Source organism: Pseudarthrobacter sp. NIBRBAC000502772 (assembly GCF_006517235.1).
Lineage (GTDB): Bacteria > Actinomycetota > Actinomycetes > Actinomycetales > Micrococcaceae > Arthrobacter.
In genome coordinates this window covers 420,480-445,810 of sequence record NZ_CP041188.1, presented here as the reverse complement: position 1 = coordinate 445,810, position 25,331 = coordinate 420,480, and the positions used below count along the sequence as shown (strand labels likewise).

Here is a 25,331-nt window from a genome sequence, read left to right as displayed (position 1 = left end):
TCTCAGACATGCAGGAGACGAAGCCACCGGCGCACCCACGGCGCGCCCGCTTGGTTGTTCCGAGCCGCAGCGACCTGCTGCTGAAGAACTTCACGGAACTGATCGGCGGGCCGATGGGTGCCCGGTCGGCGCCCGGCCTCGTCTCCCCCGGCGTTTTTACCGTGGAACGTGTCCTGATCATCTTGACCGTCGTCGCGGCGCTGGCCGGCCTCGCCATCAAGGGCTACTGCCGGGCCAACGGCTGGGCGAGCCCCGGCCAGTTCTATTCCACTTGCTATTCTGACTTCCCGGAATTCTTCCGCAACCGGGGCCTGGGGGACGGCACGTTCCCGGTCCTGAGCCCGGGATCTCTCTTTGAAGACCCCGTCCTGATGGGACTCATTGCCGGGGTGACTGCCTGGATGGTCCCGGGCCAGGGCATCAGTGACGCGCGGATTCTTGGCTACTTCGACGTTAATGCCACTCTGGTTGCAGCCGTATGGATTGTCACCGTGCTGGCTACGGCCCGGATGTCACAGCGGCGCCCCTGGGATGCGGCCATGGTGGCGCTGGCACCTGGCATCGTGCTGGCCGGAACCATCAACTGGGACATGTGGGCCGTGGCGTTGTTGGCGCTGGGCATGCTGTGTTTTTCGCGGGAAAAGCTGGTCCTCGCCGGCACCCTGATCGGCTTCGCCACAGCGACGAAGCCCTATGCCGCCCTGATTCTCGGAGCCGTTCTGCTGCTGGCCCTGCGGACCGGGCGGATCCGCGGTTTCCTGGTCACTGCAGGCGCCAGCGCAGCGGCCTGGCTGGCCATTAACGTGCCTGTTGCGGCGGCCAATCCGTCAGGCTGGGGGTACTTCTTCAGGTTCACCGAGACGAGGGAAGCCGGCTACGGGTCCCTATGGTTCGCCTACAACCTGGTGGCCCGGCGGCTGCGCTGGCCGGTGCTGGATCCCGCAACCATCAACTGGCTGGCGCTGGCCGTGTTCCTGCTGGCCTGCACCATGATTGCCGCGGTGGCGCTGACAGCAGCACGCCGGCCGCGGCTGGCCCAGTTGGCGTTCCTCATCGTGGGTGCTTTTATCCTGACCAGCAAGGTCTATTCGCCGCAGCACGTCCTGTGGCTTATCCCGCTGTTGGCGCTGGCCCGGCCGCGGTGGCGGGATTTTCTCATTTGGCAGGGCGTTGAAGGCCTGCACTGGGCAGCCGTCTGGATGTACCTGGGCCAGGTGGCCAGCCAGGGCCCGACCCAGCACAATATTGACATGCCCTACTACGTTCTGGCCGTGGCAGCACATATGCTTGCAACGGCATATTTGATGTTCCGGGTTGTATGGGACATCTACGATCCGGACTACGATCCCGTCCGCCGCCATCACCTCGATGATCCACAGGGAGGGCCGTTCGACGGGCTCCCGGACTGGTTGCGGTTCAGCCCCCGCCATCCCTCGCACGCGGTGCTCCCTTGGCGGGCGAAACACCATGCCTGACGTCGCCGTCGTCGGGTCCGGACCCAACGGGCTGGCTGCAGCCGCCGTAATGGCGCGCGCCGGCCTCTCCGTCGAAGTCCACGAGGCGGCGGACACCATCGGAGGCGGTACACGCACCGCCGAACTGATGCAGCCCGGGCACCTCCATGACATCTGCTCGGCCGTGCACCCCATGGCGCTGGCATCACCCTTCTTCCGCGACTTCGAGCTGGCACGCCGGATAGACCTGGTGGTCCCGGAGCTTTCGTTCGGATCACCGCTCGACGGCGGACGGGCGGCCCTCGGATATCACAGCCTCGAACGGACGGTCCAAGGCCTGGGCCGGGACGGCGACGCGTACCGCCGGCTTATTGGACCGCTGGTTGACCGCATTGACGGCGTGATGGATCTGACGCAGCACCAGCTGCTGAGGATCCCCCGGGATCCCCTGGCGGCGGCGCTGTTCGGGCTGCGGACACTGGAGCAGGGATCGCGGCTGTGGAACGCGCGGTTCCACAAGGACCTTGCGCCCGCACTGCTCAGCGGCGTGGCCGCCCATGCGGTTTCGCAGCTGCCCTCGCTGGCCTCTGCAGGCGCCGGTCTCATGCTCACCGCACTGGCCCACGCCCAAGGCTGGCCGATTCCGCTGGGGGGATCGGCCTCCATTGCGGCGGCGCTGGAGGCCGACATCCGTGCCCACGGCGGGGTGATCCGTACGGGGGCGACGATCGAGAGCCTCCAACAACTCCGCGGCGCGCGGGCCACTCTCCTGGACGTGGCCCCACGGGGCCTGCTGAACATTGCAGGCGACAGCCTCCCGGCCAGGTACCGGCAAGCCCTGGAGGCGTTCCGCTATGGGAATGGTTCCTGCAAAGTGGACTTCATTCTGTCCGGACCTGTTCCGTGGGCAGCAAAGGAACTGGGGGACGCCGGAACGGTGCACGTCGGCGGCACGCGTGCTGAACTTGCCCGTGCCGAGAACGAAGTATCCGCCGGGAAACACCCGGAACGCCCTTACGTCCTGGTGGCCCAGCCATCACGGTTCGACACGGGCCGGGCGCCGGCCGGCCGGCAGATCCTGTGGGCATACTGCCATGTGCCTGCCGGATCAACCCGCGACATGGGCGAGGCCGTCACCGCGCAGCTCGAGCGCTTCGCGCCCGGGTTCCGGGATGTGGTGATGCAGACCCGGGTGACCACTGCGGCGGAACTGGCCAGCTACAACCGGAACTACGTGGGCGGGGACTTCAGTGCCGGCATCATGGATGTGCGCGGACTTATCCAGCGCCCTGTGGTCTCCCGCGTTCCATGGCGGACGCCCGTGCCCGGCGTGTATCTCTGTTCCTCCTCTACGCCGCCCGGCCCCGGCGTAACGGGCATGCCAGGGTTCTTCGCCGCGAAACATGCCCTGAAGGACATATTTGGTCTTGGGGTCCCTTCGCTCGGCCTCTGAACCCCGCCTCTACGCCGGCGCGAACGGACACTTAAGCCCCTGGCAGCGGTCCTCGAGTGTTCTTTCGCGCAAATCATTGGGGCGCCAAGTGTCCGTTCGCGCGGAATGCGTGACAACAAGCGCGTTCCAAATCGGGGCATAATAGCGCCGTGGGGAACTCAAAGAAACTATCGCTTGCCATAGCTGCACTCATTCTCGGCGCCTCCTTGGTTGCCTGCGACGACGGCAGAGGGGGTGCCGAAAGCGCGGCCAAGCAGTTTGCGTCCGCTCTTTCCACGCTCGACGTCGGCTCGGTCGCCTTTGATGGCAAGGACTCCGGGGTGGCCAAGCAACAGGTCCAGGACGTTTTCAAGGCCCTGGAGCCGGACAAGCCCACCGTGTCGGCCGGCGATCTCACCCTGGACGGCGACACTGCAACAGTTCCGCTGGACTACACCTGGAAAATCGGCACCGGCGAGTGGAAATACACGGTCTCCGCAGATTTCACGAAGTCAGGGGACAAATGGCTGGCGGTCTGGAACCCGGCAGTCCTGGTCCCCGGACTCGCCGACAGCGAAATCCTCAGCAAGGGCACCCAGTCGCCGCAACGCGCCGACATCCTGGGCGCGGGTGACGCGAAGCTGGTCACGTACCGTCCCGTGGTCAACGTGGGGATCGACAGACTGCTTCTGGGATCCGCGGACGCCGCCGCGTCAGCCACCAAACTGGCCGAACTGGTGGGTGTGGATCCCGCCGGCTACGCCCAACAGGTAGCGGCCTCCGGTGCCGAGGCGTTCGTCCGGGCCATCACTCTCCGTGATGAGGGCCGCACCGTCACGGACGCGCAGATCACGGCCATTCCCGGTGCCCGCGCCATCCCGGAAGCCCAGCCGCTGGCACCCAGCCGCACATTCGCAAGGGCAGTCCTCGGCACCGTCGGCGAGGCCACGGCCGAGCAGATCGAGGCGTCCGACGGCGTCCTGACGGCTGGCGACGTCACTGGCATCGGCGGGCTCCAGCAGCAGTACGACGCGCAGCTCCGCGGCACCGACGCCGTGGTGATCCGTGCCCAGCGGGCCGACCTGACCCGCGAACAGATCCAGGCCGCCGGAACGGATCCGCGCAGGGTGGTCTTCGAGATGGCCCCGACACCGGGCACGCCACTGAAAACCACCCTTGATCCGAACCTCCAGTCACTCGCCGAGAGCACCCTTGCCGGTGTAGGCCCGGCGTCGGCCATCGTGGCGCTCCGCCCCTCCACGGGGGCCGTCCTCGCCGCGGCCTCAGGCCCGGGAAGCAACGGCTACAACACCGCCATGCTGGGCCAGTACGCGCCCGGGTCAACCTTCAAGATCGTCGATTCGCTTGCCATGCTCCGCAACGGCCTGACGCCCGATTCGAAGGTGGAATGCACACCCACCCTTACCGTGGACGGCCGGACGTTCAAGAACGCGGAAGGTTACCCGGAAACGTCGCTGGGGTCCGTAGCACTCCGCGATGCCTTTGCCCACTCGTGCAACACGGCGTTCATCGCTGCGCGCGACACAGTCACACAGGCCCAGCTTGAGGCCGCCGCCGTCGCCATGGGCGTGGCGGTGGAGGCCCCCGCGCTGGGCGCCGCGGCTTTCCTGGGGTCCGTTCCGGGCGAGGCTGCGGGCACCGAACATGCCGCCTCGATGATCGGTCAGGGCAAGGTGCTCCTGTCCCCGCTGGCAGCGGCCATCATGGCCGGTTCCGTGGGCAAGGGATCCCCCGTCTCACCGCAGCTGGTCCTGAACCCCGACGCCGGCGCTGCCGCGGCAGACACCGCCGGTGGGACGACCGCGGAGGGCGGGTCGCCGCCGTCGACCGTTACGCCGGAAGCGCCGGCCAAGGCGTCCGGCCAGCCCATCACTGCCGCCGAGGCCGCGGCACTGTCCGACATGATGCGGGCGGTAGTCACGTCCGGCCACGCGGGCTTCCTGACGACAGTTCCCGGCGCGCCGGTGGGGGCCAAGACCGGCACGGCGGAGTTCGGCAAGGAGACCCCGCCCAAGACGCACGCCTGGATTGTGGCCGTCCACGGTGACCTGGCCGTGGCCGTGTTCGTCGAGGACGGCGGACTCGGAGCCACCACGTCCGGGCCGCTGCTCAAGCAGTTCCTGACCGCCGCCGGCTAGCGCCCCCGACTTTTTGTCCAGATAGTGCGCGCAGGAATGCCTCGAAGGCAGATTATCTGGACAAAAACCCGGGTAGGGCGGGCGTGGGAAGATTGTTGGCGTGGCCCACATAGACATTTCCGGCATTGACTACTTCCTCTCCGATGGCACCCAGCTGCTCAACGGCGTGACTTTCAAGGTCCCGGACGGTACCAAAACCGCCCTGATCGGCCCCAACGGCACGGGCAAGACCACCCTCTTCCGGATCATTTCCGGCGACCTCGTACCGGACGAAGGTGTGATCGGGCGCTCCGGAAACATGGGCATAATGCGCCAGTTCGTGGGCCAGGTCAGGGACGATTCCACCGTCCGGGATCTGCTGGTATCCGCCGCTCCGCCGGCCCTGGCCGCCGCGGCCAGGGAGGTGGACGAGGCCGAGATCGCGATGGTGGAGCACGACGACGAGCCCAGCCAGATGCGGTACGCGCAGGCCATCGTGGACTGGGGAGATGCCGGCGGTTATGACGTGGAGACTGTCTGGGACGAGGTCTGCATGGCCGCGCTGGGACTGCCCTTTGACCGCGCACAGCACCGCCCGGCGTCGAGCCTTTCCGGCGGCGAGCAGAAGCGGCTGGTGCTGGAGGCCCTGTTTGCCGGACCCGACCAGCTCCTGCTCCTGGACGAACCGGACAACTACCTCGATGTGCCCGGCAAGCGCTGGCTTGAGGACAAGCTGAACGAGTCCAAAAAGACTGTCTTCTTCATCAGCCACGACCGCGAGCTGCTCAACAATGCTGCCGGCCGCATCGTGACCCTTGAGCCGGGCATCAACGGAGCCGGCGCCTGGGTGCACGGCGGCGGCTTCGGCTCCTACGTTGACGCCCGCGCTGACCGGAACGCCCGCTTCGAGGAGCTCCGCAAGCGCTGGGACGAGGAGCACGTGAAGCTCAAGGAACTCGTCAACATGTACAAAAACAAGGCCGCCTTCCGCTCCGACATGGCCAACCGCTACCAGGCCGCCCAGACGCGCCTCGCCAAGTTCCTCGAGGCCGGCCCGCCGGAAGCACTGCCGATCGAGCAGAACGTGCGCATGCGCCTGAAGGGTGGTCGGACCGCCAAGCGGGCCGTTGTGGCCGAGAAACTGGAACTGACCGGGCTGATGAAGCCGTTCTCCACCGAGGTGTGGTTCGGGGACCGCGTGGGTGTGCTCGGCTCCAACGGCTCCGGCAAGAGCCACTTCCTGCGCCTGCTCGCCACGGGCGGGACGGACCCGGAACGGGAGCACCTTCCCGTGTCCGACGTCGATATTGCCGAAGTGCCGCACGAGGGGACCGTGAAACTCGGCGCCCGTATCCGGCCCGGCTTCTTCGCCCAGACCCATGTCCGGCCCGACCTCTTGGGCAAGACCCTGCTGGAGATCCTGCACCGCGGCGACGAGCACCGGTCCGGCCTGGGCCGGGAGGCAGCCGCCGGCGCATTGGACGGCTACGGCCTGGCGTCGCAGTCGGAGCAGAAGTACGAGTCCCTCTCCGGCGGCCAGCAGGCACGGTTCCAGATCCTGCTGCTGCAGCTCTCCGGCGCCACGCTCCTGCTGCTGGATGAGCCCACGGACAACCTGGACCTACATTCGGCCGAGGCGCTGGAGAAGGCCATCGACCACTTCGAGGGTACCGTCCTGGCAGTCACCCATGACCGCTGGTTCGCCCGCACCTTCGACCGGTTCCTGGTGTTCGGTTCCGACGGCCGCGTCTACGAATCCCCCGAGCCTGTGTGGGACGAAAAGCGGGTTGAGCGCGCCCGCTGACGCTCTCTCACTTCCTGCGGGTTTTCGGCCGTCGCTCTCTCACTTCCTTGAGGAAAGTGAGAGAGCGTTGGTGATTTTCCTGCGTTAAGTGAGAGAGCGTCTGGCGGTGATCTGCTCATATGATCAAAAATTGCTATCATATGAGCATGAAGACTGAAGAGCGGCACCGCCTGATCGGGGAGCTGCTTCGCCACCAGGCCGAGGTCTCCGTTGAAGAGCTGACCCACGCGTGCGACGCATCGGGCGCCACCATCCGGCGGGACCTTGAGCTGCTCGCATCGCATGGTGTGCTGCGCAGGGTCCACGGCGGTGCCAGGAGCCTGATTGCCGGCGGCGAAAACCCCGGCTACGGCCAGCGCGAACTTGAAGACCAGGCCGTGAAGGCCAGGATCGCCGCCGCCGTGGCAGGCCTGCTGGGAGAGCGCGAACTCGTGTGGCTGGACAGCGGCACCACAGCCACGGAAATTGCCCGCGTCCTCCGCGGGCGCGAACTGACGCTGATGCCCATGTCCATGCGCTCCCTGACGACGGTCACCGACGACGACCCGCATGCCGGCCAGCGTCCTGCCCTGCTGCTCCCCGGCGGAAGCCTGGTTCCCGGCGAGCTCTCCTTCCGCGGCCCGCTCGCGGAAGCCAACATCCGGTCCCTGCGCTTCGACACGGCGGTGGTCACGCCCTGCGCCCTGAACCTCAGGGACGGTCTCCTGGCCCATGATCTGGAAGACGCTGCAGTGAAGCGGGCCGGCCTCGAATCCGCGGCGCGGGTGATTGTTGCCTGCGCCGGCGCCAAATGGAATGCCACCGCGATGGCCCTGGTTGCCCCCTTGGACGCAGTGCACGTGATAGTTACGGACAAAGACCTGAGTGCGGACGAACTCGCACACCTCAACAAGCTCTCGGTGGAAGTAGTCAAAGCATGAGCATCAACACCAGCACGACGGCCGGACCGTCCCTCAGGGCAGCAGCCGCCGCCACTTTTGTGGTCTTCGGGATCAACGGCTTCGTTTTTGCCAGCTGGGCCGCCAGGATCCCCGCCGTCACTGAGACGCTGCACCTGACCTCCGGCCAGATGGGCACGCTTCTGCTGTGCATCGCCGTCGGCTCCCTGCTCGCCCTTCCGACGGCGGGACTTGTGGTGGGGAAGATCGGCACGGCCAATGCCGTGCGCACAGGCGGCCTGCTGTCAGCCCTGGCCGGCGTGGGCATTGCCCTTTCCCTGTCGGCGGAATCGATCCCGGGCACTGCCGTTTCGCTGTTCTTCTTCGGCATTGGCGTCGGGCTGTGGGACGTTTCCCAAAATATTGAAGGAGCCGACGTCGAGCACAAGCTTCGGCGCACCATCATGCCGCAGTTCCATGCGGCCTTCAGCGGCGGGGCCTTTGTGGGGGCGCTGATCGGTGCGGGCCTCTCGACACTCGGTATTGGCCTCCCGCTGCACCTGCTGGTCATCGCCGGCGTAGTAGTGGTGGTAGCCCTCGTGGCGCCCCGCTATTTCCTCCCCCACGCCGCCCAGGCCGCTCCGGTGGAGGGTGAACCGACGGCGGTGAAGGGGCCATCGGCCTGGCGTGACGGCCGCACCCTGCTGATCGGCGTGGTGGTCCTGGGTGCAACCCTCACCGAAGGCGCCGGAAACGACTGGATCGCCAAGGCCACTGTTGACGGCCTGGGCAGTTCGGAATCCACAGGTGCCCTGATGTTCGCCTTGTTTGTCCTGGCAATGACGGCGATGCGACTCTTCGGCGGCCGCGTGATCGACATCTACGGCCGCGTCGTAGTGCTCCGGGCCAGCATGGCCGCGGCCACGGCCGGTCTGTGCCTGTTTGTGCTCGCGGGGAACATCTGGCTGGCCGGGGTTGGTGCTGCGCTGTGGGGCGTGGGCTCCGCGCTGGCCTTCCCCATGGGAATGTCAGCGGCCGCCGACGACCCGAAGCATGCGGCCGCGAGGGTTTCGGTTGTATCCACCCTGGGGTATGTTTCCTTCCTCGCCGGCCCGCCGTTGCTGGGCTACCTGGGCGACCTCACGGGAATCCACCTGGCGCTCCTCGCGATCCTGGCCCCGATCCTGGTGGCACTGCTCCTCGCCGGGGCCGCGAGGCCATTGGCCTCCGCGCCCCAGTCCTCCAAGGCCCTGCCCTCCGAGTAGGGGAACCCCACCGGTATTAGGGTGGGGAGATGTACAGAGTGTGGCGCAAGGGACCGGGCTGGATCAGCCGCTTTGACCGGCACCTTGTTCGCGGCGTGTCGTCGTTCCCGGGTGGAAACCACGATGAGTTTTTCCGGCGCCTCTCCGCCTCCGCCACCCACGGCAAACTGTGGATCGGGGCTGCGGCGATCATGGCTGCCTTCCCCGGCAAGCCCCGCCGGGCTGCCCTGCACGGGCTGATCGCCCAAGCGGTGGCATCGGCGGTGACCAACGTGGTGTTCAAGACCCTGTTGCCGCGGGCACGCCCGCTCCCTGAACATCTGCCGATTTTCCGGTTCGTCCATCCCCAGCCCACCAGTTCGTCCATGCCCTCGGGGCATTCGGCCTCAGCTATCGCCTTCGCGCTCGGCGCGGGGCTGGTCAAGCCGGTTGTCGGTGCTGCACTTGCGCCAGCGGCGCTGGGGGTGGCCTACTCCCGCGTCCACACGGGGGCCCACTGGCCCTCGGATGTGTTCTTCGGTTCGGCGATCGGCGCAGGGGCGGCGCTGATGACCCGGAAGTGGTGGCCCGTCCGCCCACCGTTTCCCGGAGTATCGCGCACCGCAACCCAGGCGCCGGAGCTGCCGGGCGGTGAAGGCCTCAGCATCGTGGTGAATACCCTCGGCGGCTCCTTCACGGAACAAACGGCAGGCGCGCTCCAGGAAGTATTCCCCGAGGCGTATATAAAAACAGTCGAGCTGGGAGAGAGCCTGGAGGATGCCATCCAGGCCACCGCTTCCCACCCGGACACCCGTGCCCTGGGCGTCTGGGGCGGCGACGGTACCGTTGGCACCGCCGCCGCAGCCGCCGTCGAACATTCCCTGCCGCTGCTGGTGCTCCCGGGCGGAACGCTCAACCACTTCGCGCGGGACACAGGGACTGCCACCCTGAAGGACGCTGTGGAAGCCGCGGCCGCCGGTGAGGCCGCGCGGGCCGACGTCGGCATTGTGACCGTGGAGCGCGGGCTGGCGGTTAACCCGGAAACAGCTGACCTGGTCATGCTGAACACGGCCAGCATCGGCCTGTACCCCAACCTGGTCCGGCGGAGGGAGCAGCTGCAGCCGGCCCTCGGCAAACCGCTGGCCGGCGTGGTGGCAATGTTCCGGACCTTCGCCGCGGGAACACCCACCACCCTGACCGTGGACGGCGTCCGGCACAAACTCTGGATCGCGTACATCGGACGCGGGCGCTACTACCCCCGGGACCACGCGCCCCTGTCGCGGCCCGTGCTGGACGATGGCGTCCTGGATGTCCGCATGATCACCGCCGACGAATCCTTTGCCCGGCTCCGGCTCCTGTGGTCGGTGTTGACCGGCACGGTGGCTACGTCCCGGATCACCCATCTGCGGGAGGCTACCGAGGTCCGGATTGAGTCGGAGGGCTCCCCCATGGCACTGGCGGTCGACGGCGAGGCGCTGGCGGGCGTGCGCAGCGTCCGGATCCGGGTGGAACCGCGTGCCTTGACCTACTACTCGCCCCGCACCTAAGGCTGCCCCCCGAGGGGCCCCTGATCATCCGTGCGGACTACCCTGATTCGACCCTGAATCATCCCTGAGACAGGCGAAATCCCGCCGAGCCGTCGGTAGCGTGGAGCGTACACACGAAAACTCCCCCGCATCCCGCAGCCACCAGGCTGCTGTTCTAAGGAACCTTTCCATGATTGAGGCAACAGGCCTGTCAAAGGTCTACGGCAGCAAAACGGCGGTTGACGGCGTCAGCTTCACCGTCAAAGCAGGACAGGTAACGGGCTTCCTGGGCCCGAACGGTGCCGGCAAATCCACCACCATGCGCATGATCATGGGACTGGACCGGCCGACGTCGGGCACGGTCACCGTCAACGGCCTGCACTACGCCGATCACAAGGCCCCCCTGCACCAGGTGGGGGCGCTGCTGGACGCCAAAGCCGTCCACACCAGCCGCAGCGCCTACAACCACCTGCGGGCCATGGCGGCGACGCACAACATTCCCACGTCCCGGGTGCATGAAGTCATCGAAATGACCGGCCTGGAGGCAGTGGCCAGGAAGAAGGCAGGCGGCTTCTCGCTGGGCATGGGGCAGCGCCTGGGCATTGCCAACGCGCTCCTTGGCGACCCGCAGACCCTGATCCTGGACGAGCCGGTCAACGGCCTCGATCCGGAAGGTGTGTTGTGGGTCCGCAACCTGGTCCGCTACCTCGCCGGGCAGGGCAAAACCGTCTTCCTGTCCTCACACCTCATGAGCGAAATGGCCCAGACGGCAGACCACCTGATCGTGATCGGCCGCGGCAAAATCATCGCGGACGCCCCCGTGCAGGACATCATTGCGGGCACCCGTCAGGTCAAAACCCTGGTCCGCACGTCCGCCGCCACCCAGCTGTCCGCCCTGCTGTCCGGCGATGGCGTGACCGTGAACCAGGGCCAGCCCGAAACCCTGGAAGTGACAGGCCTGGACGCACGCCAGATCGCCCAAGTGGCACTGGACAACCGCGTGCTCGTCTACGAACTCACCCCGCAGCAATCGTCTCTGGAAGACGCCTACTTCGACCTCACCAAGGACGAAGTGGAATACCACTCACACCTGACCGGTGGACCCGCCGGCGAGTTCGCCCCGGAAACCGCCTCGGCAACGGCAGGAAAGTAAGGACGATGACCACCATGACTGAAACCCAAACTTCCCGGGTCCGTTCCACCGCTGGTACCAAGGGCGTGACGTTCGCCGGTGTGCTGCGGTCCGAATGGATCAAGCTGTTCTCCCTGATGTCCACCCGCATCCTGCTGCTCCTGACCCTGGTGGCGATTATCGGCGTCGGGGCCCTCGCGGTCCTGATCCGGTTCTCCTTCCTGGACGAAATGGCCCGGCAGGCCCGGGACCAGGGCCAGACCCTGACGCCGGAAATGATGTCGCAGACCTTCCCGCCAGGATCAGGTTTTGACCTGTACAACCTGCCCAATGCAGGCCTGCAGATCGGCATCCTGGTGCTGGGCTCGCTGGCTGTCCTGTTTATCTCCTCCGAGTACGCCACGGGAATGATCCGTTCCACCATGAACGCCGTCCCGCGCCGCACACCGGCCTTCGTGGCCAAGGCGATCCTGCTCGCGGTGATCTCCTACGTCATCACCACCATCGCCGCCGTGGCCACGTTCCTGATTGCCATGCCGGTCTTCCAGGGACTGGGCTTGGATCTGGACTGGTCCACGGAGGGCGTGCTGTACAGCGTCTTCACGGGCGGCCTCTACGTTGCCGGGGTGGCCCTGATCGGCCTGTCGCTCGGCGCACTGCTCCGCAACTCCGCGGGCGGCATTACCGTGCTGGTGGGCCTGTTCTTCGTCCTGTCCATTGCGGCGAGCTTTATGACTTTCATCCCCGGTGACTTCTGGAAGTACGTGCCCCAGTACCTCCCCAGCGATGCCGGCGGACGGTTCCTCTCCATTGGCCACATCGACGGCATCATCGATCCCTGGCATGGCGGCCTGATTTTCCTGGGCTACGTTCTGCTGTTCCTGGTTCCGGCCATGATTGTGCTCAAGAAACGCGACGTCTAGGCGGACACTAGGCTCAGAGCATGAATGAAGCGGCACTCGTGAGGGACGTGCCGGCCAGCCAGGCCGACGCGTCCCTTGCCGAGATCACGGCCAAGCGCCGCGGCCTGCTCCGGCGCTACCTTTACCAGCATCCCCGGGTGATGGACGGTGTGGTGGTGTTCAGCTATGCGCTTCTGGTGGCGCCGACCGTGGTGGACGCGATCATGTCCGGCGCCTGGCTGGCGGCGGCGCTCCTCTTCGTGGTCGCCGGGGCCCTGTTCTTCCGGCGCTCCCACCCCGTGGCGTTGGCTGCCTTCGTCGCGGTGATGGAAGTGGCCGTCACGCTCCTTCATCCGTGGGGCTCCAATGTTTCGGCGGGCCTGTGGTTCTCGCTGTACGCCGTGGCCGTGGTTCACACGCGGCGGTTTGCGCTGGTGGCCATGGCCGCCGCCACGGCGCCGCTGGCCCTGCTGTACCTGCTGGCCGCCGTTGGTCCCATGGAGAATTCCTTCGTCCATGATGCCGGCGGCAATCCCGGCGACTTCCACCTCCTGACCAGCATCGCCACCGGCGCCACCATCGCCCTGTCCAACGTCATCGCCACGGGGATCGGCATCTCGGTGCGGCAGCGGCGGGAACATGAGCAGGAGATCGCCGCGTGGGCGGCGCGGACGGCCAGCCTGGCGTCCGTTAACGAACGCAACCGGATCGCCCGCGAAATGCACGACGTCGTGGCTCACTCACTGACGGTGATGGTCAGCCTCTCCGATGGCGCCGCGGTCGTGGTCCGGAAAAGTCCCGACCGCGCCAGCGAGGTGCTTGGTGAACTGTCGCGGACCGGCCGGACCGCGCTGGCGGACATGCGGCGTGTCCTGGGCGTACTCCGGGACGACGCCGGCGGGACGGCGCCACGGCAGCCCCTCGCTTCCGGCGACAGCCTGGCCAAGCTCCTGGAGGGCTTCCGGACCGCGGGCCTGCCGCTGCACTACTCACACACGGGCCCGGCGCTGCCCGACGACGCGGCCTTCCAGCTGACGGTCTACAGGATTGTGCAGGAGTCACTGACCAATGTGCTCCGCTACGGCCGGTCGCTGGGCCGCGTGGACGTGGGCATCATCCGGGCCGGCTCCTCGGTCACCATTGAAGTGCTCGACGACGGCGCGGGAGTCCCTGGCGCAGGCACCTCCGACGGCGGCGGGCCGGGTCCAGTACTCCCAGGCTCCGGCGTCGGGCCCGGTTCCGGCCAGGGGCTGGCGGGGATGGCCGAACGGGCGCGTATCTACGCCGGCACCGTCGTGGCCGGGCGGCGCGGCCGCGGCTGGCGCGTGTGTGCCGTCCTGACCTGGCCGGCCGACGAGCCCGCGGAAACCCCACAACCGTCCACCCCAACTGCAAGGCACACGTGACTGAAACCCAACCCATAACCGTCCTGCTGGTTGATGACCAGCCGCTCCTGCGGATGGGCTTCCGCCTCATCCTCGAGGGCGAGGAAGACCTGCATATTGTGGGCGAGGCCTCCGACGGTGCCGAAGCGGTGCGGCTGGTCCGGGAGCTCAACCCCGACGTGGTCCTGATGGACGTCCGGATGCCCGTGCTGGACGGCATCGAGTCAACCCGCGCCATAACCGCCACCGGATCCGGCGCCCGGATCATCATCCTCACCACCTTCGATGTGGACGAATACGCGTTCGCCGGGCTCCAGGCAGGCGCGTCCGCGTTCCTCCTCAAGGACGTGGCGCCGTCGGAGCTGGTCAGCGCCGTCCGGGTGGTGGCCAGCGGGGATGCAGTGGTGGCCCCGCGTGTCACGCAGCGGCTGCTGGAGACCTATGTCCGCGGTGCAGCCGTCCCGGCCCCCTCCGCCGCGCCGCGGGATCCCTTGCTTGAAGACCTGACCCCGCGCGAAACCGAGATGCTTGGGGCCATGGCGGAGGGTCTCTCCAATGCCGAGATCGCGCACCGGTATTTCCTCTCCGAAGCAACGGTGAAGACCCACGTCCGCCGGATCCTGACCAAGCTCCACCTGCGGGACCGGGTCCAGGCAGTGGTTTACGCCTACGAGACAGGCCTGGTGGTCCCCAGCAATCCTGATTACTGACGCTGGCGCGGACGACTGACGCTGGCGCGGACGACTGACGCTGGCGCGTCCTATTGACGCACAGGTTCCGCACAGGAAGGGCCTATGCAGGGGATAGGCGGGGCGCGTTGGATGGAGCCATGAGCAACCACCTTCCCCACCCCAACCACGACCGCGGCCTTGAGTTTGATCTGTCCACCATGATCAGCCGCCGTTCCCTCGGAATGTTCCTCGGCGCCGGCGGTGCGGCAGCGGCCTTGGCAGCGTGCACCCCGAGCGGGTCAGGCACCACAGCCAGCACGTCGACGTCGGCCGCCACTGCCTCAGCCACCGCAAGCGCCGCCAGTACGACGGCGACACCCACCGCCAGCCCCACGCTCACCCGGGCGATCGCGGAGTGCGGCATGGAGATTCCGCAGGAAACTGCAGGTCCCTACCCGGGTGACGGGTCCAACGGCCCCAACGTCCTGGCAGCCTCCGGGGTGGTGCGGCAGGACATCACCTCAAGCTTCGGAACCGGGTCTGCGTCGGCTGAAGGCGTGCCGCTGACGTTCACCCTGACCCTGCTGGACAACGCCAACGGCTGCGTGCCGCTGGCCGGTGCGGCCGTGTACGCGTGGCACTGCGACCGGGACGGCAGGTACTCCATGTACGATTCCGGACTGGCGAACGAAAACTACCTCCGCGGCGTCCAGGAAGCGGACGCCAGCGGCCAGGTCACCTTCACGTCGATTTTCCCCGGCGCCTATCCCGGCCGCTGGCCGCACATCCACTTCGAGGTGTTCGAGTCCATGAGCAACGCCACCGCCGCCGGGCAGGTGCTGGCGGTATCGCAGATCGCCCTGACGAAGGCCGCCTGCGACGACGTCTACGCCACTCCCGGCTATGAGGACAGCATTGCGAACATGAAGCGGACCACCCTGCAGTCGGACAACGTCTTCGGGGACGACGGCGGCATCTACCAGCTGGCCACCATGACCGGATCGGCTTCGGCCGGCTACACCGCCGGGCTCAATGTGACCATCTAGACTCGGAACCATGCCTTCGCCTTCCGCTGCCGCCGCCTCCAAAGCCGTTGACCACATCCAGGACCTGGGCGCGTACGTCAGCGCATCGCCGTCGAGCTTCCATGCCGTCCACGAGGCCGCCCGGCGCCTGGACGCCGCAGGGTTCACGGGCCTGGACGAGCGTGGGCCCTGGGCCGGCGGGGCCGGTTCGTTCTACCTGGTCCGCGACGGCGCGCTGATCGCCTGGGTGGTCCCGGAAAATGCCGGACCCACCACCGGGTTCAACATCCTTGGCGCCCACACGGACTCCCCGTCCTTCAAGCTCAAGCCCAAGCCCACCACCGGGGCTTTCGGCTGGCTGCAGGCCGGAGTGGAGGTCTACGGCGGTCCGCTGCTCAACTCCTGGCTGGACCGCGAACTTCGGCTGGCGGGCCGGCTGGTCATGCTGGACGGCACAGAGCACCTCACCGCCACCGGCCCCATGCTCCGCTTCCCGCAGCTGGCCATCCATCTTGACCGTGCCGTGAACGACGGTCTGACGCTGGACAAGCAGCGGCACATGAACCCCGTGTGGGGCCTCGGTAGCCCTTCCGATTTCGACCTGCTGGGCGTCTTGGCGTCCCACGTGCCTGCCGGCGCTTCCGTTGATCCTGCGCGGATTGGCGGGTACGACGTCGTTATTGCGGACACGCAGCCACCCGCGGTTTTCGGGGCCAACAGTGAGTTCTTCGCCTCCGGGCGCCTGGACAACCTTTCCGCGACGCACGCAGGGCTGGCGGCGCTGATCGCGCATTCTTCTGCTGCGTCCGGCGGCGCGGCCGGTGGGCCGATCGCCGGCGCCCCGATCGCCGTCCTCGCGGCGTTCGACCACGAGGAAATCGGTTCCAACTCCCGATCCGGCGCGTGCGGGCCCATCCTCGAAGACGTGCTCGTGCGCGTCTCCGACGGCCTCGGCGCCACGGTGAGCCAACGGCGGCAGGCGCTGGCGGCGTCGTTCTGCGTTTCCGCAGACGCCGGCCACGCCGTCCACCCCAACTACCCGGAGCGGCACGATCCGGCCAACCACCCGGTCCTGAACGGCGGCCCGCTGCTGAAGATCAACGCCAACCAGCGGTACGCGACCGACGCGCCGGGCGCGGCATTCTGGGCCAGGCTGTGCGGGGAGGCGAAAGTGCCGTACCAGGAATTTGTGTCCAACAACGTAATGCCCTGCGGCTCCACCATTGGCCCCCTGACCGCCACTCGCCTGGGGATCCGGACTGTCGACGTCGGCGTGCCCCTGCTGTCGATGCATTCAGCCCGCGAGCTCTGCGGCGTGGATGACCCGCACTGGCTGGCAACGGTCACGGAGCTTTTCTTCCGGACGGCGGTGTAGGCGTGGCCTGAGGGCGGTCAGCCAATTCGGCTATCTGGCCGGAAGGGGCCTCCCAGCGTTTGGTCCGCCCGCTGACGGATGTCGGCGGTGTACTTGAGTAGGGAACGTATATCCGGCTCTCAAAAGTGAGTACCTGCCACTGGTGACAGGCTCCTCAGGCCAGCCATAGGCTCATCTTCACGGCCAGAGTCGAAGGCTAAATGAGAGCTGGGGCCAGAGACCAGACCCATGACCGGATAAAGCGATAAATCTGCGCCCGACTTCTGAGTCGAGTGCGGAGTTGACGAAATCCGCAAGCGTCATGAAGTGGTGAGGTATTTGTCTATTTCAACCCAGCTCCCGATAACATTCCCTATGCTGGCCTTCGAAGCTCCGAAGGCGTCAGTCAGTGTCGTCATCCCCACCCTGAACGAGGCGAGGAATATCCCGTGGGTTCTTCGCCGGATTCCCTCGTATGTGGACGAGGTTGTCATCGTGGACGGCCGTTCCACGGACAACACGGTGGGAGTAGCCCGCGCTATCCGCGAGAACCTTGTCATCGTCGATGAGCAGCGCAAGGGCAAGGGCGTGGCCCTCCGGTCGGGTTTTGCCGCAGCCTCAGGGGACATCATTGTCATGCTGGACGCGGATGGCAGCATGGATCCCCAGGAGATCGGCTGGTTCGTTGCCCCGCTTCAGCACGATTTCGACTTCGTTAAGGGCTCGCGCCATGTCACGGGCGGAGGATCCGAAGACCTGACCAGGCTGAGGAAGGCCGGCAACCGCGCTCTGACCGGATTGGCCAATGCGGTCCTGCATAGCAACTACTCTGACCTTTGCTATGGATATATTGCGTTTCGGAGGGAATGCCTGGAGATCCTTCAGCTGGAATCGGACGGCTTTGAAATTGAGACCGAGCTGATTGTCCGGGCGGCAAAGGCCGGTCTGCGCATTGCCGAAGTCCCCAGCCTGGAGCTGGACCGGATCTCCGGCGCGTCGAACCTGCAGACGTTCCGTGACGGCTGGCGGGTACTGGGAACGCTGGCGCGCGAATGCACCATGTGGGAGGCGCCCACCGCAGGCGCCAGACCTGAAGCCCTCCGCCGGGTGAAATATACCTACGCAAATGTCAGCGTCCCGCGGACGCCTATGGATCCCCAAACGGTTCTCTCCCTCGTTCGGGGTGCGTAGCATGCTGGATCGTGGTGCACGTCCGAGCGTAACGATCGTCATTTGTGCTTATACCGAAAGGCGTTGGGACCGGTTGCTGGACGTCATAGAGTCCGTCCGGGCCCAATCAGTTGCACCCCAGGAGGTCCTGGTGGTGATTGACCATAACGCGGACCTCTACGAGCGGCTCACCGAAATTGTAGATGACGTGACGGTGGTGGAGAGCAGTGGTCCACGCGGGTTGTCCGGAGCGCGGAACACCGGCGTCGGACTTGCCGACTCGGACATTGTGGCCTTCCTCGACGACGACGCCGAGGCAGCCCCGGACTGGCTTCAACGGCTGCTTGCCCTTTATGACGATCCTGATGTCCTGGCCGTCGGCGGCCGCGTGGAACCGGTGTGGGAAACGGGCCGTCCGGGCTACTTCGGTGAAGAGCTCGACTGGATCGTAGGATGCAGCCACCGCGGAATGCCCAAGGTGGCCTCCGAGGTCCGGAACGTCATCGGCGCAAACATGTCCTTCAGGCGCGAAGTCCTCCGCCAGGTGGGCGGCTTCAACCTTTCGCTGGGGCGCCAGGGCACCTTGCCCCTTGGCTGTGAGGAGACCGAGATCTGCATCCGTTCGAAGATAGGCTCACCCGGATCGCGGATCGTCTACGAACCGGCGGCTTTGGTCCGCCACCACGTGCCGGCGGACAGGGGGACATTGCGCTACATGCTGTCGCGTTCCTGGTCCGAAGGTATCTCCAAAGCCCAGGTCAGCCGGGTGGTAGGCCAAAAACGGGCTCTCGGCCCTGAACGGCGCTACGTGCGCAGCGTACTGCCACGGGCAGTTTTTTCCGGGATTCGTGATTGGGGCCGGGGCGACAACCCGCAGGGGCTGGGCCGGGCGGGAGCCGTCATCGCAGTCCTGGCTTGGACGGCCGCCGGGTACGTACGCGGCCGCCGGATGGCGCACGTGGAGGGCAGCCCGCTGTCCGGGACCGTCATTGCGCGCGCACCGTGGAGCGAGGTCCAGTGAGCGAACACCCCATCTGACCTGCGACGGGCGCGTCGCAAAACATGGCCGGGACCCCATCCTTAAGGATGGAGTCCCGGCCATGTTTAGTCCTCTTCCTGTGGCCTAGCTCAGGGTGAGGATGAGCTTGGGTGCGAAGGTGCTGCCGGTCTCCTTGGAGTTGAGGTCCAGGCCGTCACCGCTGGTGGTGTCCATTCCCAGGGAGAGTTGTTGGCCGAGCTCACCGGTCAGTCCGCTGACCGTCAGCGGAATGTTGTAGTTGGTGTTGGTGGTTGTCGGGCCGAGGGTGCCGATGCTGGTGCCGAGCGCCGGGCGGAGGCTGTACGTGATCCCAGTCTCGGTCCAGCTGTCATCGGCGACCAGCTTGATGTTCTGCGTGCCCGTTGACCCGCTCCCGGCGCTGCGCAGCTGCAACGTTGCGCTCTGGATGGTCCTGCCCGCATACGCTGACAGGTCGAACTTCAGGTACGTGATCTCCACCGGGCTGTTGTCCACACCCAGCAAGGTACTTGTGCCGTTGTTCGTCCCCGGCGCCGCGCTCGTCACATAGCTGTCAGCGGTAGCCGTGAGCGTGACGGTCTCGGGCGTGCCGCCGCCCGCGGAAGCCGTGGTGAAGGTCCAGGTCTTGTCCGTCGCCAGTGCGTTGCCGGCAACATCCTTCACCCCAGTGGGGCCGCTCTCGATCGTCGCCGTGTACGTCGTGTTTGCCGTCAGGTCAGCAGTCGGGTTCAACGTCGCAACGTTGCCCGTGCTGCTGTACGTCACAGCGGCCGGCACGGTCGTTGTCCCCGCCTTCAGCGTGAACGTGCTCGAGGTGACCGTCGAGGCATCCATCGCCTCCGAGAACGTGCCCGTCACATTCGCCGTCACCGCCACACCAGTCGCCCCATCAGTCGGAGAGGTTCCCGTCACGGTCGGAGGCGTAGTATCACCGCCACCCGCGGGAGCCGTGGTGAAGGTCCAGGTCTTGTCCGTCGCCAGCGCGTTGCCGGCAACATCCTTCACCCCAGTGGGGCCGCTCTCGATCGTGGCCGTGTACGTCGTGTTTGCGGTCAGGTCAGCAGTCGGGTTCAACGTCGCAACGTTGCCCGTGCTGCTGTACGTCACAGCGGCCGGCACGGTCGTTGTCCCCGCCTTCAGCGTGAATGTGCTCGAGGTGACGGTCGAGGCATTCATCGCCTCCGAGAACGTGCCCGTCACATTCGCCGTCACTGCCACACCAGTCGCCCCATCAGTCGGAGACGTACCCGTCACCGTCGGAGCCGTAGTATCACCACCACCACCGCTGCCGCTCAAGGTGAGGACGAGCTTGGGTGCGAAGGTGCTGCCGGCCTCCTTGGAGTTGAGGTCCAGGCCGTCACCGCTGGTGGTGTCCATTCCCAGGGAGAGTTGTTGGCCGAGCTCACCGGTCAGTCCGCTGACCGTCAGCGGAATGTTGTAGTTGGTGTTGGTGGTTGTCGGGCCGAGGGTGCCGATGCTGGTGCCGAGCGCCGGGCGGAGGCTGTACGTGATCCCAGTCTCGGTCCAGCTGTCATCGGCGACCAGCTTGATGTTCTGCGTGCCCGTTGACCCGCTCCCGGCGCTGCGCAGCTGCAACGTTGCGCTCTGGATGGTCCTGCCCGCATACGCTGACAGGTCGAACTTCAGGTACGTGATCTCCACCGGGCTGTTGTCCACACCCAGCAAGGTACTTGTGCCGTTGTTCGTCCCCGGCGCCGCGCTCGTCACATAGCTGTCAGCGGTAGCCGTGAGCGTGACGGTCTCGGGCGTGCCGCCGCCCGCGGAAGCCGTGGTGAAGGTCCAGGTCTTGTCCGTCGCCAGTGCGTTGCCGGCAACATCCTTCACCCCAGTGGGGCCGCTCTCGATCGTCGCCGTGTACGTCGTGTTTGCCGTCAGGTCAGCAGTCGGGTTCAACGTCGCAACGTTGCCCGTGCTGCTGTACGTCACAGCGGCCGGCACGGTCGTTGTCCCCGCCTTCAGCGTGAACGTGCTCGAGGTGACCGTCGAGGCATCCATCGCCTCCGAGAACGTGCCCGTCACATTCGCCGTCACCGCCACACCAGTCGCCCCATCAGTCGGAGAGGTTCCCGTCACGGTCGGAGGCGTAGTATCACCGCCACCCGCGGGAGCCGTGGTGAAGGTCCAGGTCTTGTCCGTCGCCAGCGCGTTGCCGGCAACATCCTTCACCCCAGTGGGGCCGCTCTCGATCGTGGCCGTGTACGTCGTGTTTGCGGTCAGGTCAGCAGTCGGGTTCAACGTCGCAACGTTGCCCGTGCTGCTGTACGTCACAGCGGCCGGCACGGTCGTTGTCCCCGCCTTCAGCGTGAATGTGCTCGAGGTGACGGTCGAGGCATTCATCGCCTCCGAGAACGTGCCCGTCACATTCGCCGTCACTGCCACACCAGTCGCCCCATCAGTCGGAGACGTACCCGTCACCGTCGGAGCCGTAGTATCACCACCACCACCGCTGGGGTCGTGATAGTGCCAGTACCGGCTTGTGGCGTTCACATCGGCGAGCACCAGCAGACCGCTGTTGGCCGTGCCCCACGCCGCACTGTTGAGGTTCTGCTTCGTTGACGTCACGTTGTGGACATACTGGTCGGCGTCCACGATACGAGCCGTTTTCGCGGTGGTGAAGCTAATGTTATTCAGCGGCGAGGACTTCTCGTAGATCGCACCCCCCGAGCTAGTGCAGACACCAGCGTTCGTCGTGCCACTCGGCTTCGGATAGGTAGCGAAGGTACGCAGCCTCTGCGTGCTCTCATCAATCAGGACGATCACCCGGTTCGGGCACTCCGACACAGGCGCGATCTGGTGCGCCGACCACGTCGTACCACTCAATGCCAACAGCTGGATCAGCGGCTGAGGCGCCGACGTGAACGACGTCTTAATAGCGGCGAAAACCCGGTCACCCGAGGAGTCCAGCCACTTCAAGTTCATATGGTCATCGCTGCTGCCCTGCCCCGACACCGCCGCCACAGGAGTGGTCCAGGCGGTGTTCGACGCTCCGTCGACGTGGTAGCTCCAGTACATGCCGTCGGTGGAGCCACCGACCTGCCGGCTCCACATCAGACCCATCTTGCCGGGTCCGAACGCGATCAGAGCCGACGTGTCGTCCACAGACACGTTGCTCAACGACGCAGGATGCTGGAACGGCGTCCCCCAGGTCTTGCCATCCGTGCCGGTGACGTTCAGATAGATCCGGTTCCCCTGCTGCCACGTGGCCCACACCCGACCCGTCGAGTCCTTATCGATGGTCAGGGTCTCAACCTTGTAGTTGTTGATGATTGTGGAACTCTGCGCCAGCAGCGAGTACGTCTTCGTACTCGAGTTGTAGCTGTAACGCCGCATCAAAGTCGGGAAGTTCGGCTCAGCAGGCAGACCGTCGTTGACGAACTGATGGCTCGCCACATACAGCGTCGTCCCGTCCCACAACACGTCATGATGGGTGTTCGCCCGCGTCTCCGTCGCCACGCCCGTATTGACCCACGAGCTCGTCGCGGCATTGAACCGGAAGATATGAAAATCCGAGCTGGCAGTGTCCCACAGGTTCCCCCACCAGAGCCCGTCGTTGAACCACAACGCGCTCTCCGCCCGCTTCGTACCCGTCGGCGTCCCCGTCCCCGAATGCGACGGGCCCTCAACCCCAACATCACCCGGAGCAGCCGACGCCGTAACCGGCACCACCAGAACACCACACAGCGCAAGCAGCAGCGCTGTCAGCAGTGCAGGGAGCCGCAATTTCCGCGACCCGCGTAGGCGAAGACCAGCCGAGCGACCACCTCCCCGCCTTACGCCTAGGGTGCTAAGGACGAGTGCCTGGCTTAGCCACTTGACGGGCCTGTTTATCTTCATGGCTGATCTCCTGGGTTCTTGGATGTCACGCCTGAGCTCCGCATATACGTCGACAGAAACGACGGCAGAAGCCCTAGGCACCCAGCGTAGGAGCGCCCAATGAGGCCGCACAATGACAGCCCTGTACCTAATAATTACTGGGTTCCTAATACCCCATACCTAAAGAATTCACCCGTTGGTAAATCCCTGTACTTACGAACGGCCGGCGGGAGTGCTCTTAAAAGCGAGTACTGACTACTCGTGATAGCTCATGGAGCGCCACGTAGGCTCTTTGCACGGCCAGAGTCAATGGCAATGAATGAGAGCTGGGCCAGAGACCAGACCCATGACCGGATGAAGCGCTAGTGCCGCGCCCGACTTCCGAGCCGAGTGCGGAGTTGACTAAATCCGCAAGCGTCATGAAGTGGTGAGGCATTTGTCTATTTCAACCCAGCTCCCAATAACATTCCCGACGCTGGCCTTCGAAGCTCCGAGGGCGTCAGTCAGTGTCGTTATTCCCACCCTGAACGAGGCGAGGAATATCCCGTGGGTTCTTCGCCGGATTCCCTCGTATGTGGACGAGGTTGTCATCGTGGACGGCCGTTCCACGGACAACACGGTGGGAGTAGCCCGCGCTATCCGCGAGAACCTTGTCATCGTCGATGAGCAGCGCAAGGGCAAGGGCGTGGCCCTCCGGTCGGGTTTTGCCGCAGCCTCAGGGGACATCATTGTCATGCTGGACGCGGATGGCAGCATGGATCCCCAGGAGATCGGCTGGTTCGTTGCCCCGCTTCAGCACGATTTCGACTTCGTTAAGGGCTCGCGCCATGTCACGGGCGGAGGATCCGAAGACCTGACCCGGCTGAGGAAGGCCGGCAACCGCGCTCTGACCGGATTGGCCAATGCGGTCCTGCATAGCAACTACTCTGACCTTTGCTATGGATATATTGCGTTTCGGAGGGAATGCCTGGAGATCCTTCAGCTGGAATCGGACGGCTTTGAAATTGAGACCGAGCTGATTGTCCGGGCGGCAAAGGCCGGTCTGCGCATTGCCGAAGTCCCCAGCCTGGAGCTGGACCGGATCTCCGGCGCGTCGAACCTGCAGACGTTCCGTGACGGCTGGCGGGTACTGGGAACGCTGGCGCGCGAATGCACCATGTGGGAGGCGCCCACCGCAGGCGCCAGACCTGAAGCCCTCCGCCGGGTGAAATATACCTACGCAAATGTCAGCGTCCCGCGGACGCCTATGGATCCCCAAACAGTCCTCTCCGCGGCTCGGGGAGGCCAGCATGTTTAGCCTTAACCCGCCGCCGACCGCCTCTATTGTCATTTGTACCTACACCGCGAAGCGTTGGGACCTGCTACTGGATGTCATCGAGTCCGTCCGGGCCCAAACGGTCGCGCCCCAGGAGGTCCTGGTGGTGATTGACCACAACGAGGCTCTGTACGAGCGGCTCATCGAAATCGTGGACAACGTGACAGTAGTTGAGAGCTCCGGCCCTCCGGGGCTCTCAGGCGCACGAAATACCGGGGTGGGCCTGGCAGACGCCGACGTCGTGGCTTTCTTGGACGACGACGCCGAAGCCGCGCCGGACTGGCTGGAGCGCCTGCTTGCCCTTTATGACGATCCTGATGTCCTGGCCGTCGGCGGCCGCGTGGAACCGGTGTGGGAAGCGGGCCGTCCGGGCTACTTCGGTGAAGAGCTCGACTGGATCGTAGGATGCAGCCACCGCGGAATGCCCAAGGTGGCCTCCGAGGTCCGGAACGTCATCGGCGCAAACATGTCCTTCAGGCTCGAAGTCCTCCGCCAGGTGGGCGGCTTCAATGTCTCCCTCGGCCGGCAGGGCACGAAACCGCTCGGGTGCGAGGAGACCGAAATTTGCATCCGCTCCAAGATGGGCACGCCTGGGTCACGGATCGTCTACGAACCCGCCGCTTTGGTCCGTCACCATGTGCCGGCGGACAGGGGAACCATCCCCTACATGCTGTCGCGTTCCTGGTCCGAAGGTATCTCCAAAGCCCAGGTCAGCCAGATCGTTGGCCACAAGCGGGCACTCGGCCCTGAACGGCGCTACGTCCGGAGCGTACTGCCGCGGGCCGTATTTTCCGGGATTCGTGATTGGGGCCGGGGATCAGACCCTCACGGCTTGGGCCGCGCTGGTGCGGTGATGGCCGTTCTGGCGTGCACTGCCGCCGGCTATCTGCGAGGGCGCCGGATCGCGCATATCGAGGGCCGCGCGTCGGCCGGGACAGCGCTCATAGGCACACCATGGAGGGAGGTCCAGTGAGCGAACGCGTCGACGAACTTAGCCCCGTCGAGGAGCGGGCTGCACTGAAGCTGGCCCCCGCCATGGAGTGCGCCTT

The 25,331-nt window shown here is 65.8% G+C and carries 18 protein-coding genes; 17 read left to right on the top strand and 1 reads right to left on the bottom strand.

All coding sequences use genetic code 11. The annotated features are described in order from the left end of the window. Nucleotides 1-8 precede the first annotated feature (8 nt). The 15 genes from NIBR502772_RS02085 to NIBR502772_RS02015 all read left to right on the top strand — a co-directional run bounded on the left by NIBR502772_RS02085 (nt 9) and on the right by NIBR502772_RS02015 (nt 19,136). Complete coding sequence (locus tag NIBR502772_RS02085; RefSeq protein WP_141138864.1) at nt 9-1,475, top strand: glycosyltransferase family 87 protein; 1,467 nt, start codon at nt 9-11, stop codon at nt 1,473-1,475. Continuing rightward, nucleotides 1,468-2,907 (top strand): NAD(P)/FAD-dependent oxidoreductase, encoded by a 1,440-nt coding sequence (locus NIBR502772_RS02080; RefSeq protein ID WP_141138863.1) that lies wholly within the window; start codon nt 1,468-1,470, stop codon nt 2,905-2,907. The genes NIBR502772_RS02085 and NIBR502772_RS02080 overlap by 8 nt, the downstream gene beginning before the upstream one ends. Before the next feature lie 149 nt (nt 2,908-3,056). Further along, nucleotides 3,057-5,045 (top strand): penicillin-binding transpeptidase domain-containing protein, encoded by a 1,989-nt coding sequence (locus NIBR502772_RS02075; protein ID WP_141138862.1) that lies wholly within the window; start codon nt 3,057-3,059, stop codon nt 5,043-5,045. 100 nt (nt 5,046-5,145) lie between these two features. Continuing rightward, nucleotides 5,146-6,828: an ABC-F family ATP-binding cassette domain-containing protein gene (locus NIBR502772_RS02070; RefSeq protein ID WP_141138861.1), complete on the top strand. Its 1,683-nt coding sequence runs from the start codon at nt 5,146-5,148 to the stop codon at nt 6,826-6,828. Between the two features lie 146 nt (nt 6,829-6,974). Beyond that, nucleotides 6,975-7,748, top strand: a complete 774-nt coding sequence (locus NIBR502772_RS02065; protein ID WP_141138860.1) for a DeoR/GlpR family DNA-binding transcription regulator — start codon at nt 6,975-6,977, stop codon at nt 7,746-7,748. Next, a complete protein-coding gene (locus tag NIBR502772_RS02060) occupies nt 7,745-8,971 on the top strand; it encodes an MFS transporter (RefSeq protein WP_210412372.1) in 1,227 nt (408 codons plus the stop codon). The genes NIBR502772_RS02065 and NIBR502772_RS02060 overlap by 4 nt, the downstream gene beginning before the upstream one ends. A gap of 29 nt (nt 8,972-9,000) precedes the next feature. Then, the gene (locus NIBR502772_RS02055) at nt 9,001-10,497 is read left to right on the top strand and encodes a bifunctional phosphatase PAP2/diacylglycerol kinase family protein (RefSeq protein WP_141138859.1); all 1,497 of its coding nucleotides are present in this window, start codon (nt 9,001-9,003) and stop codon (nt 10,495-10,497) included. 169 nt (nt 10,498-10,666) lie between these two features. Next, nucleotides 10,667-11,629 (top strand): ABC transporter ATP-binding protein, encoded by a 963-nt coding sequence (locus NIBR502772_RS02050; protein ID WP_141138858.1) that lies wholly within the window; start codon nt 10,667-10,669, stop codon nt 11,627-11,629. Between the two features lie 14 nt (nt 11,630-11,643). Beyond that, nucleotides 11,644-12,531: an ABC transporter permease gene (locus NIBR502772_RS02045; protein ID WP_246848664.1), complete on the top strand. Its 888-nt coding sequence runs from the start codon at nt 11,644-11,646 to the stop codon at nt 12,529-12,531. A 20-nt stretch (nt 12,532-12,551) separates the two neighbouring features. After that, on the top strand, nt 12,552-13,916 hold the full coding sequence (locus NIBR502772_RS02040; RefSeq protein WP_141138857.1) for a sensor histidine kinase: 1,365 nt from the start codon (nt 12,552-12,554) through the stop codon (nt 13,914-13,916). 53 nt (nt 13,917-13,969) lie between these two features. Then, a complete protein-coding gene (locus NIBR502772_RS02035; RefSeq protein ID WP_371706850.1) occupies nt 13,970-14,605 on the top strand; it encodes a response regulator in 636 nt (211 codons plus the stop codon). Nucleotides 14,606-14,724: 119 nt separating this feature from the next. Then, nucleotides 14,725-15,612: an intradiol ring-cleavage dioxygenase gene (locus tag NIBR502772_RS02030; RefSeq protein WP_141138855.1), complete on the top strand. Its 888-nt coding sequence runs from the start codon at nt 14,725-14,727 to the stop codon at nt 15,610-15,612. A 10-nt stretch (nt 15,613-15,622) separates the two neighbouring features. Beyond that, on the top strand, nt 15,623-16,966 hold the full coding sequence (locus NIBR502772_RS02025; protein ID WP_141138854.1) for a M18 family aminopeptidase: 1,344 nt from the start codon (nt 15,623-15,625) through the stop codon (nt 16,964-16,966). Between the two features lie 354 nt (nt 16,967-17,320). Next, nucleotides 17,321-18,136, top strand: a complete 816-nt coding sequence (locus NIBR502772_RS02020; protein ID WP_141138853.1) for a glycosyltransferase family 2 protein — start codon at nt 17,321-17,323, stop codon at nt 18,134-18,136. Nucleotide 18,137: 1 nt separating this feature from the next. After that, on the top strand, nt 18,138-19,136 hold the full coding sequence (locus NIBR502772_RS02015) for a glycosyltransferase family 2 protein (protein ID WP_141138852.1): 999 nt from the start codon (nt 18,138-18,140) through the stop codon (nt 19,134-19,136). Nucleotides 19,137-19,238: 102 nt separating this feature from the next. On the opposite strand, the gene NIBR502772_RS02010 is transcribed toward NIBR502772_RS02015, so the two are convergent. Then, nucleotides 19,239-22,874: an Ig-like domain-containing protein gene (locus NIBR502772_RS02010; protein ID WP_210412371.1), complete on the bottom strand. Its 3,636-nt coding sequence runs from the start codon at nt 22,872-22,874 to the stop codon at nt 19,239-19,241. A 529-nt stretch (nt 22,875-23,403) separates the two neighbouring features. Here NIBR502772_RS02010 and NIBR502772_RS02005 point away from each other — a divergent pair. Both NIBR502772_RS02005 and NIBR502772_RS02000 read left to right on the top strand, forming a co-directional pair. Continuing rightward, a complete protein-coding gene (locus NIBR502772_RS02005; protein WP_168223471.1) occupies nt 23,404-24,264 on the top strand; it encodes a glycosyltransferase family 2 protein in 861 nt (286 codons plus the stop codon). After that, nucleotides 24,257-25,255, top strand: a complete 999-nt coding sequence (locus tag NIBR502772_RS02000; RefSeq protein WP_141138850.1) for a glycosyltransferase family 2 protein — start codon at nt 24,257-24,259, stop codon at nt 25,253-25,255. Before NIBR502772_RS02005 ends, NIBR502772_RS02000 begins: the two co-directional genes overlap by 8 nt. The last annotated feature ends 76 nt before the right edge of the window (nt 25,256-25,331 follow it).